This window comes from Enterococcus sp. FZMF (assembly GCF_030263915.1).
GTDB classification, from domain to species: domain Bacteria; phylum Bacillota; class Bacilli; order Lactobacillales; family Enterococcaceae; genus Enterococcus_D; species Enterococcus_D casseliflavus.
Genome location: NZ_CP127160.1, coordinates 1,591,698 through 1,607,911 on the forward strand (window position 1 = coordinate 1,591,698; position 16,214 = coordinate 1,607,911).

A 16,214-nucleotide genomic window follows, 5' to 3' on the forward strand; every position below is an offset into this window, starting at 1 on the left:
GTACATTTGAAATATAAAGTAGTTTATCCATTTATTGAAAAAGGGGTTAAATATTGGTCAGGTGATATTTATACCAATAAAGACAAAAAACGAATCAAAGAACTATCTACTGAGAATAACAAACTGAAAAGAGTTTTGATTGAACCAATCGATGCCGACGGATCAAAAAAAGCGACAGTTGAAACAACAAAAATAGTAGATGGTGCGCCAGAGGAGGAAAAAGCTAAATGAGTGAAGCAAATGATCAATTAAGCGTTGAACAGATTGAAGCCGCGAAAAAAGCTGCTGAGGTCAAAGCGGCTGAAAAGAACAATAAAATCAAAGAACGGCTGTTGGGGTATTCCATGCGGGAACTCCAAGCTGATGATTTATTTAAAGTGATCGAAATTGTACAAATTTTGAATGTCACTGAATTAGTCACTGACTTTTTAAAACAAAAAGATGCCGCTAAAATTCAAACTCAAAAAGCACAAGGTTTGGCACTGGTGGCCAGCAAAAAATCTGAGAGCGAACAAGAGTCGTTTACAAAACAAGTGAAAGATATCCAAGCAGATATCTCAGCTCAAAGCTTTGACTTGGTAGCTAAGGCTGCAAAATTCATCCTGGGACATTCTAGCGAGATCAAAGTAGAGCTAAATGGCCTTTTAGCAGATTTGACTGGGAAAACACCTGAAGAAATTGGAAAAACAAATATTGTTACCTACGGATTGCTGGTGAAGGATTTTTTCTTAAAGCCGGAATTACGAGAAGCATTAGAATTGCTCTTTTAATTCAAAATCATGGTGGCATGCATAAGTTTAGGGACACGTTATTCAAAAGATATAACGATGTCTCTTTTTTGTTGTCCACGATCAAGTGGAAAGACTTGCCCGAATTTCTATCCGTGCTATTCGATGGTGAATTTGATGATCAACTGTGGCAAATCTATCTATCTAATCCGTTTCGTACTGATTCATTTGGTGATTTTAAACAAAAAATCATTGAAAGTGCTAAACCAAAAGAGCAGGTAGAAACAGAGGCTCAAAAAGCCGCTAAAAATGCATTAGCAATGCTAGAAGACATGGGAGGTGATGGCTTTGGCGTTTAATGTCTTTGAAATGTTTGGGACCATTGATGCTGATAACCAAAAAGCAAATGATGCCATTGACGAAACAACAGGCAAAGCCGAAAAATCAACCTCCATGTTTAGTAAAATTGGCGGCGGTCTGAAAGTAATCGGTACAGGTATGGCGGTTGCAGCTGGTGTAGCAGGAGCGGCTGCAGTCGGCCTAAGTCAAAAAGTCATATCCGCTTACGCTGATTACGAACAGCTTGTAGGTGGGGTAGATACGCTGTTTGGTGATGCATCTAAAAAGGTGCAGCAATTCGCCGATGATGCATTTCTAACAGCCGGTCTATCAGCAAATGAGTATATGGAAACCGTCACAGGCTTTAGTGCCAGTTTGCTACAATCCCTAGGTGGAGACACCTCAAAAGCAGCAGATGTGGCGAATCAAGCTGTAACTGATATGTCCGATAACGCCAATAAAATGGGTTCAGACATAGGCAGTATCCAAAATGCTTACCAAGGGTTCGCTAAGCAAAACTATACGATGCTTGATAACCTAAAGCTCGGATATGGTGGTACTCAAGAAGAAATGAAACGCCTCTTAGCTGACGCTGAAAAGATTTCTGGCATTAAATATGACATTTCTAGTTTTGCTGATGTCACAGAAGCCATCCACGTGATGCAAACAGAAATGGGAATCACAGGGACTACAGCACAAGAAGCAACAGAAACTATCAGCGGATCGCTCGCTGGTATGGGATCAGCGTGGCAAAATCTCCTAGCTGGAATGGGTAATGCGGACGCTGACGTAGGTAAACTGGTTGATAATCTAGTTGAACAGTTCGGTTATGTTGTAAAAAATATTACGCCAGTTCTGGGAAATATTGTATCTGCTTTACCTGGGCTTTTGAATGGATTACTCACGGCGGTTGCTGATTTGTTGCCAACTTTACTATCGGCGGTTACCGATCTGTTTAATCAAGTATTGCAAACATTGTTAACACTACTACCGGGATTGATTCCTGTTGTAATTGATGCTTTATTGAGCCTTGTGCAGACGATTGTTGACAATCTACCATTGTTTATTGATGTAGCTATGCAAATTATTACAGCGTTGGTTACAGGTATCGCGCAAGCTTTACCAACCTTGATACCGGCAGCAGTTCAAGCATTGATAACAATCGTGCAAGGACTGATCAATAACTTGCCTATGCTGTTGGATGCGGCGTTGCAATTGATTGTAGGTTTAGCGCAAGGACTAATTACAGCGTTACCTATGTTGATTCAAGCATTACCGACTATTATTAATAGTTTGGTAAGTTTCTTTATTGGTTCGATTCCAATGATCATTGAAGCAGGTATACAATTATTAGTTGCTTTGGTAGAGGCGTTACCAACGATCATTCAAGCGATTGTTAAAGCCATTCCTCAAATTATAACCTCAGTGGTTCGTGCGTTTAGTGATGCAACTCCAGAATTAATTAATGCAGGCGTTACGCTATTTATCGCATTGGTGGAGAATTTACCACAGATTATCATTGCAATTGTGGCGGCAATACCACAAATTATGATAGCGGTTATTGACGGCTTTCTAAGCTACCTTTCTGAATTAGGAAATGTAGGGTGGAAATTAATTACAGGCTTCATCGATGAATTCACTTCTGTGGATTGGGGTGAAGTCGGTATGAATATTATCAGGGGGATTGGTCAAGGGATAAGTAATGCTGCTGGTGGTCTTTGGGATGCAGCCAAAGGGGTTCTTGGCGGATTCAAAGATAATGTTCTTGGTTTCTTTGGTATTCACTCTCCTTCACGATGGGGACGAGACGCTGTTGGTAAATGGATTCCTCGTGGTATTGCAGGCGGAATTGAGCAAGATGCTTACACTATGCAAGACGCACTGACTGAAGCAGCGAATAAACTAACCTTTGACACAAGCAGTTTAGGAGCAAATGTCGATTTGAGCCAAATTAATCCGAACGCCTTGAACACAGAAGATATTTCGGATGACTTTACAAGTGGAAAAGAAAAGGGTAAATCAGGCGACAACTTTAATATCACTTTGCAAGCGCTAGGTGAATTGACAGATTTCCAATTGATGGATATGGCTAAAAAACTTGTAAAATTCATCAAGGAATTGAAGGATAGAGAAGATGCACCTAAAGGAGGCGTATTGAATGGTATTTAGACCAGGACAGTTTAAAATCAATGGCTTGGATAGCGAAGGGTTCAATACTTACTTACGTTCTAGACCACAACGCCTTTCTGCAGGACGTGTTATAGAACTCAAGCCAAGGCCAGGCAATGATTCGATTGTTGTAGATTTTGCTTACTACAAAAACGTAGAATGGAAAATCCTTTGCAATGCACAAGCGGATAATGTAGATGATGTATCGCATTTAGAGGACCGTATTCGGTCTTGGTTAGATATGTCAAATTACTCTGATTTCACCTACAGTTTTGATACGCAGTATATCTACCAAGCGATTGTAGTAAGTCCTCCTGTGTTTACGGGTACACATAAAGACGCCAATTGGATACCATTTGAGTTCACAATCAGCTTACGTCCTTTCAAGCAGTCAAGAACAGGACTTAAATGGTTGAGCAATGAAACGAAAATACACAATAACGAACATTATCCTTCGAAGCCTAAAATTCAAATTTTAGGCTCGGGGGATATTTCTTTTTGGATTAACAATAACAAGTTTGAATTAACAAATATTGGAAATGAAATAATCATCGATTCTCAACTAGAAGAATCTTATCACATTGTTGATGGGATTTTTGAGAGCCAAGATAACAAAACCAAGTTTATTGATTTTCCAAGTTTGCCTAAAGGTATGACAACTATAAAGTGGCAAGGAAATGTACAGGAGTTTAATTTGATGCCAAGGTGGTGGACAAAAGTTTGAAACCTAGAATATATGATCCACTTGAGAAGGATTTCAGTCATAATGGGTTAGGGATTATGATTGATACAAGTCGTTGTGATGTTACTGAAGAAGCAAATGGGAAATATGAAGTGGAAATTGAGCATCCATTAATCAGCAGATTTTCGGAGTATTTTGAAAATGGGTACCAAATCAAAGCAAAACCCAATGATCAAGAGGACTATCATATCTTTGAGATCAAGAATACCTATAAAGACACCATAAGTAACACCATACTGATTTATGGGCAGTCACGTACGTATAAAATTGGAAATCGTGAAGTGCGTCATGTTGAAATCGATTCAAAAAATGGCGCAGAAGCAATGGTTGCTATTGAAAATGGAATGGATGAACCCAGTGATGTGAAACTATTTTCTGATATTCAAACTACTTCCAGCACAGTTTTTGAAGCCCGTAATGTGTTGAGCTGTATTTCAGGAGAACAAGGAAGTATGGTTCAATATTGGGGCGGAGAGATCAAACGAGAACCGTTCAAACTTTCTCTGTTGAGAAGACGAGGCCGAGATAATGTCGGTACTGTTCGATACGGAAAAGATTTAAATGGATTGAAAATCAAGTTTGATTGGTCAAGTATCGTAACAAAGGTGCTACCATATGCTGACTTGCAAAATAGCGAGGATGGAACGACTAAACGGATTTATGGAAATGCAGTTATGTCAGAATTAGCAACCAATTATCCGGATATTTACGCTAAACATATTCAATTTACAGAAGAACAAGGGGTAAAAGATTTAGCTAGTTTAAATCGAGTTGCTGCAAATTATTTTAGGTCTATCAATCCGGGTTCAGACAAGCCGAAAATCAGCATTGAGTTAGAAATTGAAAAACTGACTGATTCCGAAGAAGCAAAAGAATTTGCTAAAATCAAAAATTATGGATTGTTTGATACTTTTTCGGTTTACCACAGGCTCTATGACATCCACATTGACACAAAAATCACGAGTGTTGTGTACGATTCTTTAACTGAGAAAAACAAAAAAATCTATGCAGGCGACGCCCAGATGGCTTTTTACACCAAACAAAATTATGAGCTACAAGAGACTATCAAAACCTTGACAAAGAAAGGTTACATGTCTGAATTTGTCGATTATGTAACTAACCTAATCAATGGTGTTGAGGGCGGTAGCGTGTTGCAATACCCCAAGAATAAGCCACATACCACATATTATATGGATACTGATTCACGGGACACTGCAAAGGACGTTATAGCTATTAATAATCAAGGACTTGGATTTTCACGAACTGGATGGTTAGGACCATTTGTAAATGCTTGGGGGATTGATGGCACTCTTAATGCCGACTTTATTCGAGCAGGGAAGATTCGTACGAATATTATGGAAGTCTCATTCAACGGCATGGGTGATTTATTACGAATGGTATCTGGAACGTTGCAACTATGGAATGGTGAACTCAAAATTATGGAGCTGACCAAGAAGGGATTGCAATTTTGGAGTGGAGATAAGTCATTAGGAACTATCGGTACTGCTGGCGAACCTTTTCCGGACTTGGTGGATCAAGATGGACCTGTTTTGATGGACGGGAAAGCCTTGATGATTCGTGGTGATGCGGATAATGATTATATTGCACTATCTGCAAAAACTGGCACAGGGATCATTTTAGGAAATGGCAAAGGATTGTACCTAATTGATGATAATATTCGAATTATCGGAGATATAACTTTGTCTGGAAACTTTGATGTTCGTGGAGATTTAAAAATAAATGGACAGCAAGTATATCCTGGTGGATCTGGTGGCGGTGTTGGCCCTAGTGGATCAACGTACGATCCAATTAATATCGGTAGCAACATAACCGGCAATGTGAATATCGTTGCTTGGCTTGAAAAGTATACAAAACTATACGGTATCTCGGATTATATTGGCTTAGCTTATGCTCTGATAATGGTAGAAAATCCCGGTACAGACGGCACAGATGATATCATGCAGTCTTCTGAATCAGCAGGTTATCCTGGTCCCGGTTATCTTACAGGTGAATCTTCAGTAAAGCAAGGCTGTAAGCATTTAGCACAACAGATTAAAAACGGTCACGATCAAAACGTAGACATATGGGGTGTAATGCAAGGTTACAACTTCGGAAGTGCCTATATCCCTTGGCTCTCAAACAGAGGTGGAGTAAATACCACCGATTTGGCTGAGGTTTATTCAAGAACTGTTGTTGCGCCATCCCTAGGAAATACAACTGGTGCAACATATCCATATGTGAATGCAGTATCTCAAGCAGATGGCAGAACTTATCTGTATGTAAATGGTGGTAACTTCCACTATGCTGCGATGATCCGACAGTATGTAAAAGTAAACGAAAGTGTAGGGTATGTAGTTCCTATTAGTAAACCAGTTACAGTGACTAGTGAGTTTGGCTATAGATACCATCCAATTACTGGATCATATGAGCTTCACAATGGAATTGACCTTGTAAACGGAAATGCTACCACGCCTATATATGCATCTGCTGCTGGCGAAGTGGTTATAGCAGGAAGTTACCCCGATTGGTATGGAAACTATGTTGTTATTAAGCACTCTGACGGACTTTACACAGGATATGCACATTTGAGCCAACTAAATGTTAGCCAAGGTGATACAGTTAACCAAGGGCAGAAAATAGGCAATATGGGAACAACTGGTCCAAGTACTGGCCCGCATCTTCATTTTCAATTTTTTACAAATGGGCCTTGGCCAAGTTCGGATGATTTTATCAATCCGCGCAATTATATTAATTTTTAGGAGTGATGGATTTGGAACTAGATCAATTTAGAGATGTCGATTTAGTGATTGATTATGCGAACTATACGTTTATAGAAAAGCAATTCGTTTCGCAAGGAGATTACAAGGGGCGAACACTTACTGTTCTGGTGACTAACAAAGGCGTTGTCGGAGAAGTTCCGGGATTGATGTTAAATCTTAATTGGCATAATGAAGCAAGCGGATTGACAGATTTGTCGGCTTTTTCTGTTTTAGATAAAGCCAATAGTATTTACCGAATCGAATACCCGCAGCACATGATGACACCCGGGAGAGTTATTGCAAGCATTCAAATAATTCAAGATGGAAAAGTAACAAATTTAAAACAATTTGAATTGACTGTCCAAGAATTAGCTGGGCAACCTGTAGGGATTGTTGAAAAGGCAGAATTTAGTGCATTGGTTGCTGTACTGGCTGATTCTAATAAATTCCGTACAGATATCGACGCTTTAGATACAAATAAAGCAGACAAAACGAGCTTAAGTACCACAAACCAGAAAGTAGACAGCCTTGCCGCTGGAAAGGTCGATAAAAACGGAGCTGGTCAAGTTACGTGGGGGATGATTGCTCAAGACGCTAGAGAGAACATCACTAATCAACCTGCTGTAGTAGGAAAAAATTCTGTTTCTACAGATAACATAGTAGATTCATCGGTAAATACAAATAAAGTAACCCCACTTGTACAAAGTGGCTATTTTATTCCGAATGATTGGCGAGCAAAAGTTAATTTTGACACGACAAGCGGTGTTTTGACCACGCCTTCTGGACAATTTTTCTTTGCCAATAAACCGTATGTCACCGCTTCCGGAACGCAAGATAAGTCTAATTTGCTAACTAATCAGACATACTTGTTTTTGATTTTTGTTAGATCGAGTTCTACTTTCGACTTGTTGTCTCGTGCTGATTATATCGCCTTAACTGACCAAAACGTTGTTTTTTGTGGCTTTTTCAGAATAGATACATTAGCAGGAAACGTAAGGATTCCCTTTTCGTTGAATGGTCAGAAGATCAGGAATGAAAGAATAACAGACGGAGAAGTTACAAACAGCAATTTAACCGGGATTTCAAAACCTGGTTTTTACTTGCCATCGGTTTTAAATCGAACGCTAAATCTAGATACAACTTTAAAAACGCTGACAGTTGGTGCAGGGGATGTTTTTCAAGGGTTAACACGTTATAACATTGCCAATCATTCTACTGACGTTGCGGAAGCTTTTGAAACAGGAATGAGCAATAAATTGACATTATTGTTGGATATTGCTACAAGAAAATTTACAGTTAAATCCATCACTATGTACAACGCAATGGATGAAAATTATGTCAACTTTGGTGTATTCGATTTGGCAACAGGTCTGGGTAATTTGACAGTCCCTTTAGTTGTAGATGGTGTCGCTGTAAAAAATGGGGATTTATATCAAAATCGCATGTTATCAACAACTGTTGACCCTGTGAATATTGATTTTATTAGTAAGAAAATTATAATTCCTCGATTCACTAGAGTTATCGATGGATCAACTAATGTACAACCTTCGTTGTTTAGCTTAAATATGTTGAGTGGCGAACAAGTGGTATATTTTAGGCATTCCACTAGAGCTATTTCTGTCGTACCGTTGGGAGACCCAGCACTTACAGGAGACATTACTTTTTTGTTGTATCTAAATGCTAATACAGGATCTGTACAAACGCCCTACGAGTATACGATAAATGGATTTTTATCGAGCTCGGTTGATGGTGTGCCTAACTATGCTATCGCGCGTGTCGATGATATAGTGGACGAAATTTCGGAGACCAAAAACAAAAAATTGCTTACTTTTGGATTGATATCAGACACTCACGGAGATTCGCGGCATTTAAATAGTTTGGTTTATTCAAGTAAATTTGGCGTCTGCGACTTTTATGTGCATGCGGGTGATATAAATTTAACAGAATCTGATAAAAAAAAGGTGCGCAATTACTATAATCAATGTCAACTTGCATTAGAGAAAATAAAAGTGCCGGTTTATGTTGCTCAGGGCAATCACGATCAGGCAGGTACAGGTGGGAATGATGTCGGAACATTACCTAAAAGCGAGTTTGCTAATAGGTTTATTCTAAGTCAAAAACAAAATACAAATGTAGTTTTCCCGGATGACGAAACACTAGGGTATTATTACGTGGATGATGATAAACATAAGGTGAGACTTGTTGTCGTCAACAGTTGTAGTGAGGCGAGTGGTAATTCAAAACGATGGGGAATTGACATGCAACAATTAAAATGGATAGCCGAAAACGCACTTGATTTAACCCAAAAGCAAAATAATGAACAAGAATGGCAAGTGTTGGTTATCTCACACCACAACTTATCCACTGCTCTATCTGTTGATGCGACTTTTGCTAAAAACGGCGATATATTATTAGGTATTTTAAAAGCTTTTAAAGAAGGATCGAGTTACACAAATGAAACGTTGGGTATAGATGTAGACTATGCGAAAACGCATATCTTGATTGCGACACTTTGTGGTCATGTGCATGCGGACAATTTGTATCTAGATGAAGAACTTGGGTTCTATCAAATATCAACAACTTGTAGCCAAACAATAGCTCAAAAGACATCTGCTACAACTAGTGAGATTTTAGAACGAACATTAGGGACAATCACAGAAGACGCGTGGGATATTTTTTGTATCGATTTAGAAAATCGACACGCAGAAATTAAACGTTTTGGTGCAGGAGAAAATAGACAGTTTGATTATTAGAAAAATATCAGATCTGGCGGACAATCATTCTTGGTTGTCTGCTTTTTTGGCTAATCGTGTTGTGGATTATATTTTAGGAAAGTAGGTGATGAATGATGAAAGTTGAAAACTTATCAACTGAAGCGTTTAGAGAAGATAATATTGAGAAGAAAAAGATAATAAAGAAATTTATTGAATCCTTTAAAAATGATATCATTGTTGTAAAAACCAAAGGAGATAATGATGGAAATTTTAGGGATGAAAGAACAAATGATAAAAACATTAGACACTCCATTAGGAAATAGAATTTCTATAAGCGCAGATTTTGAGATGCCAGAAAAATTAAACATGGAAATACTAATGGCCATAAAACTTGTAGAGTTAGAAATGGAGTCGCAAGGAATCAATATTGAAAAACTAAAGGGTACGAACTTAATCATCCTTGCTTCAGGAGAAGTTAAGTTGAAAATGAGTAGTATAGGTAATTACATTCGTTTTTCTGTCATAGATTACTCTAAATTAGCAAATGTTAGAAATGAGAGCGCTAGAATTGCTGTAATAATTGAAGAGTTAGTCCATAATTTTTGGAATTATAGCGATGAAGAAAAAATTAAACTGATTGATCTTAAAATTCTAAAGAGGTTTGATCAGAAAGTTGAGCTTGAAGATATATTTGACATGAGTACTATAGAGGATTCTGAAAAAATTAATTATCTAGTACTTACACCCGAAGATTTTGATAAGTAGTAAATTAAGCATACTCAATCGAGTGTGCTTTTTATTTTAGGAAAGTAGGTGGCATATGAAAAATATAATTATCCTCAAATGGGATAGTTTAGTTCTCAGTATCGTGTCGGTTTTATACGGTTTGCAGTTGCTTTTGCATCCCTCAATCTTACAGGAATACAGAGTATATCAGTTGGTTGACGAGCTGTTCGATTATCGAGCAATCAGCGCAGTGTTTATGATACTGGGTTTTCTCAAAATATTGGGAATTGTGATCAATAACAAGAAATTAAAGCATACAGTGCTAGTACTACTAACATTCTTTTGGACACTTTTCGGAGTGTCTTTTGTGTTATCTGCACCACCAAATACAATCGGCATTTTATCCTTGGCAATGGCATTCCTTGCGATGGGGATTGCCATCAAGGAGGACTGATACTGTGGAAGACATCAACTTGACTACGATCATTGTGGCGCTTGGTGGTGGGTTTATTACCTATCTAGGAACTAAATATTCTAACAAAGCAAATCTTGAAAAGACTAATACCGAAAACGCCGACGTTCTCTACAGGAAGTATCAGGAGATGGTGGATAAGCTGGAAAAGAAAGTCGATAAACTCGAAGCAGAAATTTCAGATATCAAAAATAAGTATGAGAAGGAAATTGCTTACTATCAAAAACTGGTTGAAGAGCTAGAAGACGAGAACGAAGAGTTGAAAAATGAAAATGCAATATTGAAAGGTGGAATTTAACATGGAACATATTTTAACAGCAGCAACAGTAATTGTAGGGGTGGTTATGGCGGTTACGGGGCTAGTGAAACAAATGATCCCAAACAATAAGTTATTGCCAGTAATCAATATTTTGCTAGGAACTACGGTTGGGGTTGTTTACGCCGCAACAATGGTACCAGATCAACTCATTGTGTTTGGTTGGGCAGGATTCTTGTCAGGTTTAGCCGCAGGCGGTTTCTATGACTTAGGCGCTGGATTTATTAAAGGCAACAAATCGAAACCAGATTACGGTGACGGACAAGAGTTTACAGAAAAGAAGGATTAGCCACTGGCTGCTCTTTTTTTAATTTAGAAAGGATGATATAAATGAGTTTCATCAAATACGAATATATCAGAATCAACAAGTTTTCTCGTCCAGGAATCAAGAACTATGGCGTCAAAGGGATTATCATGCATTACACGGCAAACAATGGCGGCACTGCCCGAAACCACAAAGACTACTTCAATAATCTAAATGGTGTTTATGCTTCCGCTCATTTGTTTGTAGATGACAATGAAGCTATTTGCATCATTCCATTAGACGAAGTCGCTTACCATGCAAATGATACGGTTAGATACAATTCTGATGGATCTATCTACAAGCCTTTGTATTCACAAATCGGAAATGCTAATTATGGTGCTATTGGTGTGGAGATGTGTTTGGATAAAAATGGGAATATCACTGAAAAAACATTCCAAAATACCGTTAAAGCTGTCAAAGAACTGATCGCAAAATATCCAAATATTACTCGTAATAAGATCTGGCGACATTATGATGTTACTGGAAAGAATTGCCCAGCTCCATGGGTAGCTAAACCAAGTGAGCTAGAACGATTCAAAGATGCGGTGTTTGGCAAGACTAGCGGTTCTAATTCAGCAGCTAAACCTAGCATACCTACTGTAAAACCAAATACCAATAAAATCCAAGAAGACGGAATGTTTGGACCAAGTACTGCCAATAAAGCCATGAAGTACGAAGGTATCACACCAGATGACGAAATCAGCCATCAGTATCGGCAAGCGTGCAACAAGAACCTTTATGCAGCGCAATTCGATAATACGCTAAAAGGATCAACGTTGATTCGAACATGGCAGAAACGATTGAAAGCAAAAGGTTACTACAATGGTGCAGTTGATGGATTGTGCGGAAAGAACACAATTAAGGCAATGCAAAAAGCTTTGGGTACCACGCAAGACGGTATTATCAGCCCTGTATCTAACATGGTCAAAGCATTGCAAGTAGCGTTGAACAACAACAAGCTTCCGTGGTAAACAAATAGCCCGCTTTGGCGGGCTTGTACATAGATCATATTCATTTTACTTGCAGTAAATAAGTTTATACTATAAATTAGTAGGTGCGTGCAATACTTTATGAAGAGTAGTTAGGCGATGGTAGCTTGGGGAAGTGTGCCTAATACTCTTCATGTTTATTTTATCATTATTTTTATTTAATAGATATTATTTTTCAGAATATCATCTAAAATATTTTTATGTTTTTCAGCATATTATAATTGTAAATTCATGACAAAATAGAAAAGTTTGTCTCTCTAAAATTCAATAATATTTCTGCTTGAAATCTCTTGAATTAAAAAAAGCTAAAGTGTATCATGGATTTATACCAACTAATCCATTTTATTGTAATTGCTCTTTCGAAACTTCCGCTCTATGAATAGTAGGGTGGATTTTTGTTGAATTTAAATAAGATACCTTGTAGAATGATAATAGCCTTAACCGGGGCTAATATCCTGACATTTTTAACCCTGTTTCAAGCCCACTCTCTCCAAGGGTGGGTTGTTTTGTACCTTTAGCTCAGTTGGTTAGAGCAGACGGCTCATAACCGTCCGGTCGTAGGTTCGAATCCTATAAGGTACATAGTAAAATCCTCTTAATCGTTTTGAGTAGGGGGCTTTTTTTATCGCTTACATAAAGGGGTTAGTTTTAAAAGGTTTTATACTGTTTAATGTAAATAAGAACTTAGTCATGAATTCTTTTGGTTTTCTGCTCGAAGGGTGGTAGCAATCTATAATAGGGATATCATGTGAAATAGAATAATTAAACCCATTTTGAACAATCACTTCATTATTTTTAAAATCGTCTTCAAGAACATAATTCGTTAATATACCGTAGTTTCCGCCACAAACAATTATATCAGGACTACATAGTTCAATTTGCTTTCTAATTAACTCAGCATTATCTATAGCAATCTGTTCAAAATTATTCCAATCAGTATAAATACTTTTTGTATTAGGAGACTTCTTTAAATTGACCCATGCAATTTTGTTTAGATAAGCAATTCGGTTGTGTTTTTGACCGTTTATAAGACTCAAGTTGATTTGTTGGTCATCATTCCATTTGTAGATTAATTGAGTTAATCTTGTAATCATAGGAGCGGTACCTCGATAGTAACCACCGTCTCTGAGATAGTTTAAAAGTATATCTTCACGATTATAAAGATCTACCGGTTCACGAAGAATGAATAAAATCTTAATTGTATTATCTTCGGAAAAATAATGTTTTTCAGATATTACTCCGTCTCTCCAAATGTTAATTTCAGTAGATGATGATAATATTTTATCGAGATGAGTTTGATAGTTAACCATTATTTCACCCTCAAAGTATCACCAGGATAAAGCATAAAATTATTTGGATCCATTCCGTTTAGTTCATAAAGCTCTTCGACAGAAATCCCAACCCGCGCAGCTATATCTGGAGGGCCTTCGCCTTTTTGAACGGTCGTATAATCTTCAACAGGTTGAGTTTGAACGCTGCTTTCGGGCACTGTTTCTTCAGAGCTTGCAGGAACCTCAACAGGCTGGGTACTTTCTTCTGAATAAGCAGCCACACTTTCGGATGAATATGCTTCGGATTCTGTAGAATTAGAAGCGAAAGGTGATTCAGTTAATTCCATAGAAGCTGCCTTCGCGTATTTTTCAACCAGGTCTTGAGAGAGCTGGCCATTGAACTGCATCAGTACCAAATCATCCTCATTAACGGCGGTATAGGAGAATAGCATTGCTGAATCTTTTCCAAGATCATCATAATACTGTTTAGTCGCTCTTAAGTCATCCAAATTATCAAAAGTCAGCAAGCGAGCATTACGTTGATCATCTTCGTTGTCGGTTTCAACTAATGAAAATATCTTTGCACTCGTGGCCGACATAGGCGCAATACCAAAGTCGTCCTTCGTCATATCCCGTGGATTGTAGACCACAAGCGATTGCTGCGAGAATGCCTCAATTATATCGTCTAGATTTGCAGCAGCTGATTCTGATGATACAGTAGTCTGTTCTGTAGATGATGAGCTTGATTCAACTTCTTTCTTTTTCGTGTAAGGTTTCAAAACAAGCTTTTCCGCATCGGAATCGTCTTTATTCTTTTTTTCATCCGGTGTGAAGACTATGTTATCATCTTCTTTTGAAACAGTGTAATAAACATAAGCATCTTCATCATCTGTATCTTGAATCTTGATCGAATCTTTATCTAAAACATACTCAAGTTTATAGCTCATTTGATCTATGAGTTGTTTTGCTATATCTTCACCTAATTGCTCCCATTCATCTTTTGCACTAGATGTCATACTGTCAGTATCGATGGATACCGACATTACATGCTCAGAGAAAGATAAAAGCATATTTGGTTCATCTTCGCTTGAAGATTCTGCAATCCAATCATTTGCTTTCAAATCTTCTGTTGTAATCTTTTTTTCACAAGCGACGAGAAAGAAAATAGCAATTAAAGCAAAAACACCTAAACTAATCTTTTTCATGTTTATCCCCCTAAACCTATTTGAAAATATCCCATATACTAAACGTTGTTTTTCTATAAATCTTTGCTTTTGTTGATTTTATAGGTGATTTAGCAAATCCCATACCTTTCTTTCCATAACCGGGGATTACCGCTTTTTTGATTTTCCGTTTTGCTTTCCCAGTAGTTCTAGCCTTAAAACTTTTCTTAACACTCGATTTTCTAAGACCTACTTTCATTTTTTAACCTCTTTTCATATTTTTATTCTATTGTATCAAAAAAGCCCTATCATAAGATAGAACTTTTTTTCTGTGGTGGCTATACTGTTCTTGCACGATATAAGGTAGTCAATTATTTTGAAGAGCTAGGCCCGACCACCGAGTTATTATTTAGTGATTCAAATTCTATCATGATTTTTGTCTTACCAATCACCGAATACTTACGGACTACAAACTGTTTCCTACAATTATATTCACCAGCAACGACAATTCTCATATCTTCATCGACATCTGCTAAAAAGTTCAAACTATGTGCAACAATTAAGCAGTTCACTCCATCAAGCGAGAATCGCACCAAAGGGGTCTTGCTCATCTCCAATATACGTATCTTTGATACATAACCTTTCATCGATTTCATAACAATCGCCTCCATAGCGTTGTACATAATAGTAACAATCTGTTTTGCCTAAAGTGACAGCAACATAAAACTCGACACATTTTCCGCCGAATAATGCTTCCTGTGATTCAGAAATAGAGTCAGGAAATTCATTTATAAACTCGGAATAGGATAAATAGCCTTGCTCGTATTGGCTGATGATATTCATCACACATCAAACCACTTTTTCTCATAATAGAAATCTATATTTCGAATTTCACCATATTCTATGAGGGTAGATCCGATATAGATTCCCAAATCATTATGACCAGACAGAAATCCAGCTATATCAGGCATAAATTTCCCTAACAGAGTGTAATTTAGTTGTACCGCTAACTTTTTGTGTTTCATAAGCGCTTCTTGAAGAAACTTTCCTATTTCTTCTTCATCCATTTCTGGTTTAGGAGGGCATACATAAGCTAACTCTTTGTCAACTCTATCAATATCGGTTGTATGTTCAGACAAGAAGAATCCTATCCACTTTAATTTTTTACGATCCTCATAGGGTTTAATCATTCCCATAATTATCACTCCTTATGAAAAAAGTATACGAACGTTTGTTCTCTTTGTAAAGCGAACAGAATTATAAAATTCAGATATTTGAAAGCATTTTTCATTTTCTTCGCCAATATTCCGCCCATCTGACAAGTATCGATAAACATTCTTAATGCAGTATAGGCATTGTTTAGAATATAAGGGATTGATGAATATAATTATATCAAGGACGAACAAGGAATAAGGAGGACGTATAAATACTATTAAATATCAGAATGATATAAGAAGCCTTCATGGCCGTTCTGAAAATGGATGAGGACGAACCGAAGAAATAATCTGTTTTGACGGATGTC

At 37.5% G+C, this 16,214-nt stretch carries 19 protein-coding genes and 1 tRNA gene; 14 read left to right on the plus strand and 6 right to left on the minus strand.

All coding sequences use genetic code 11. The features are described 5' to 3' along the window. Window positions 1–6 precede the first annotated feature (6 nt). From QN079_RS07690 to QN079_RS07755, 14 genes are all read left to right on the plus strand, one after another. Entirely contained in the window at window positions 7–231 is a 225-nt protein-coding gene (locus tag QN079_RS07690; protein WP_289230644.1) for a hypothetical protein, read from the plus strand. Continuing rightward, complete coding sequence (locus QN079_RS07695) at window positions 228–770, plus strand: hypothetical protein (RefSeq protein ID WP_289230645.1); 543 nt, start codon at window positions 228–230, stop codon at window positions 768–770. Before QN079_RS07690 ends, QN079_RS07695 begins: the two co-directional genes overlap by 4 nt. A gap of 17 nt (window positions 771–787) precedes the next feature. After that, window positions 788–1,087: a hypothetical protein gene (locus QN079_RS07700; RefSeq protein ID WP_016608621.1), complete on the plus strand. Its 300-nt coding sequence runs from the start codon at window positions 788–790 to the stop codon at window positions 1,085–1,087. Window positions 1,088–1,097: 10 nt separating this feature from the next. Further along, window positions 1,098–3,236 carry a phage tail protein gene (locus QN079_RS07705; protein WP_502875152.1) on the plus strand — a complete coding sequence of 713 codons (2,139 nt, stop codon included), beginning with the start codon at window positions 1,098–1,100 and terminating at the stop codon, window positions 3,234–3,236. Beyond that, window positions 3,226–3,960 carry a phage tail protein gene (locus QN079_RS07710; RefSeq protein WP_289230647.1) on the plus strand — a complete coding sequence of 245 codons (735 nt, stop codon included), beginning with the start codon at window positions 3,226–3,228 and terminating at the stop codon, window positions 3,958–3,960. The genes QN079_RS07705 and QN079_RS07710 overlap by 11 nt, the downstream gene beginning before the upstream one ends. Then, complete coding sequence (locus QN079_RS07715) at window positions 3,942–6,737, plus strand: phage tail spike protein (protein ID WP_289230648.1); 2,796 nt, start codon at window positions 3,942–3,944, stop codon at window positions 6,735–6,737. Before QN079_RS07710 ends, QN079_RS07715 begins: the two co-directional genes overlap by 19 nt. An 11-nt stretch (window positions 6,738–6,748) precedes the next feature. After that, window positions 6,749–9,490: a metallophosphoesterase family protein gene (locus QN079_RS07720; RefSeq protein WP_289230649.1), complete on the plus strand. Its 2,742-nt coding sequence runs from the start codon at window positions 6,749–6,751 to the stop codon at window positions 9,488–9,490. A 92-nt stretch (window positions 9,491–9,582) separates the two neighbouring features. Beyond that, complete coding sequence (locus QN079_RS07725; protein WP_289229643.1) at window positions 9,583–9,774, plus strand: hypothetical protein; 192 nt, start codon at window positions 9,583–9,585, stop codon at window positions 9,772–9,774. Further along, window positions 9,740–10,216, plus strand: a complete 477-nt coding sequence (locus QN079_RS07730) for a hypothetical protein (RefSeq protein ID WP_289230650.1) — start codon at window positions 9,740–9,742, stop codon at window positions 10,214–10,216. Before QN079_RS07725 ends, QN079_RS07730 begins: the two co-directional genes overlap by 35 nt. Window positions 10,217–10,271: 55 nt before the next feature. Continuing rightward, window positions 10,272–10,631: a hypothetical protein gene (locus QN079_RS07735; RefSeq protein ID WP_081116211.1), complete on the plus strand. Its 360-nt coding sequence runs from the start codon at window positions 10,272–10,274 to the stop codon at window positions 10,629–10,631. Between the two features lie 4 nt (window positions 10,632–10,635). Then, window positions 10,636–10,947, plus strand: coding sequence for a DUF4337 family protein (locus QN079_RS07740; protein ID WP_016608614.1), 312 nt, complete (start codon window positions 10,636–10,638; stop codon window positions 10,945–10,947). Window position 10,948: 1 nt separating this feature from the next. Next, window positions 10,949–11,254: a hypothetical protein gene (locus QN079_RS07745; RefSeq protein ID WP_289230651.1), complete on the plus strand. Its 306-nt coding sequence runs from the start codon at window positions 10,949–10,951 to the stop codon at window positions 11,252–11,254. A 41-nt stretch (window positions 11,255–11,295) separates the two neighbouring features. After that, window positions 11,296–12,240, plus strand: coding sequence for a peptidoglycan recognition protein family protein (locus QN079_RS07750; RefSeq protein ID WP_289230652.1), 945 nt, complete (start codon window positions 11,296–11,298; stop codon window positions 12,238–12,240). Window positions 12,241–12,766: 526 nt separating this feature from the next. Further along, window positions 12,767–12,840 (plus strand) — tRNA-Ile (locus QN079_RS07755). A 47-nt stretch (window positions 12,841–12,887) separates the two neighbouring features. On the opposite strand, the gene QN079_RS07760 is transcribed toward QN079_RS07755, so the two are convergent. The 6 genes from QN079_RS07760 to QN079_RS07785 all read right to left on the minus strand — a co-directional run bounded on the left by QN079_RS07760 (window position 12,888) and on the right by QN079_RS07785 (window position 15,888). Further along, a complete protein-coding gene (locus QN079_RS07760; RefSeq protein WP_289230653.1) occupies window positions 12,888–13,568 on the minus strand; it encodes a hypothetical protein in 681 nt (226 codons plus the stop codon). Then, on the minus strand, window positions 13,568–14,734 hold the full coding sequence (locus QN079_RS07765) for a LysM peptidoglycan-binding domain-containing protein (RefSeq protein WP_289230654.1): 1,167 nt from the start codon (window positions 14,732–14,734) through the stop codon (window positions 13,568–13,570). The genes QN079_RS07760 and QN079_RS07765 overlap by 1 nt, the downstream gene beginning before the upstream one ends. Before the next feature lie 16 nt (window positions 14,735–14,750). Beyond that, complete coding sequence (locus QN079_RS07770; RefSeq protein WP_289230655.1) at window positions 14,751–14,951, minus strand: hypothetical protein; 201 nt, start codon at window positions 14,949–14,951, stop codon at window positions 14,751–14,753. Between the two features lie 112 nt (window positions 14,952–15,063). Beyond that, window positions 15,064–15,348, minus strand: coding sequence for a hypothetical protein (locus QN079_RS07775; RefSeq protein WP_270792283.1), 285 nt, complete (start codon window positions 15,346–15,348; stop codon window positions 15,064–15,066). Beyond that, window positions 15,269–15,535: a hypothetical protein gene (locus QN079_RS07780; RefSeq protein WP_289230731.1), complete on the minus strand. Its 267-nt coding sequence runs from the start codon at window positions 15,533–15,535 to the stop codon at window positions 15,269–15,271. Before QN079_RS07780 ends, QN079_RS07775 begins: the two co-directional genes overlap by 80 nt. Then, entirely contained in the window at window positions 15,535–15,888 is a 354-nt protein-coding gene (locus QN079_RS07785; RefSeq protein WP_289230656.1) for a hypothetical protein, read from the minus strand. Before QN079_RS07785 ends, QN079_RS07780 begins: the two co-directional genes overlap by 1 nt. Window positions 15,889–16,214 lie beyond the last annotated feature (326 nt).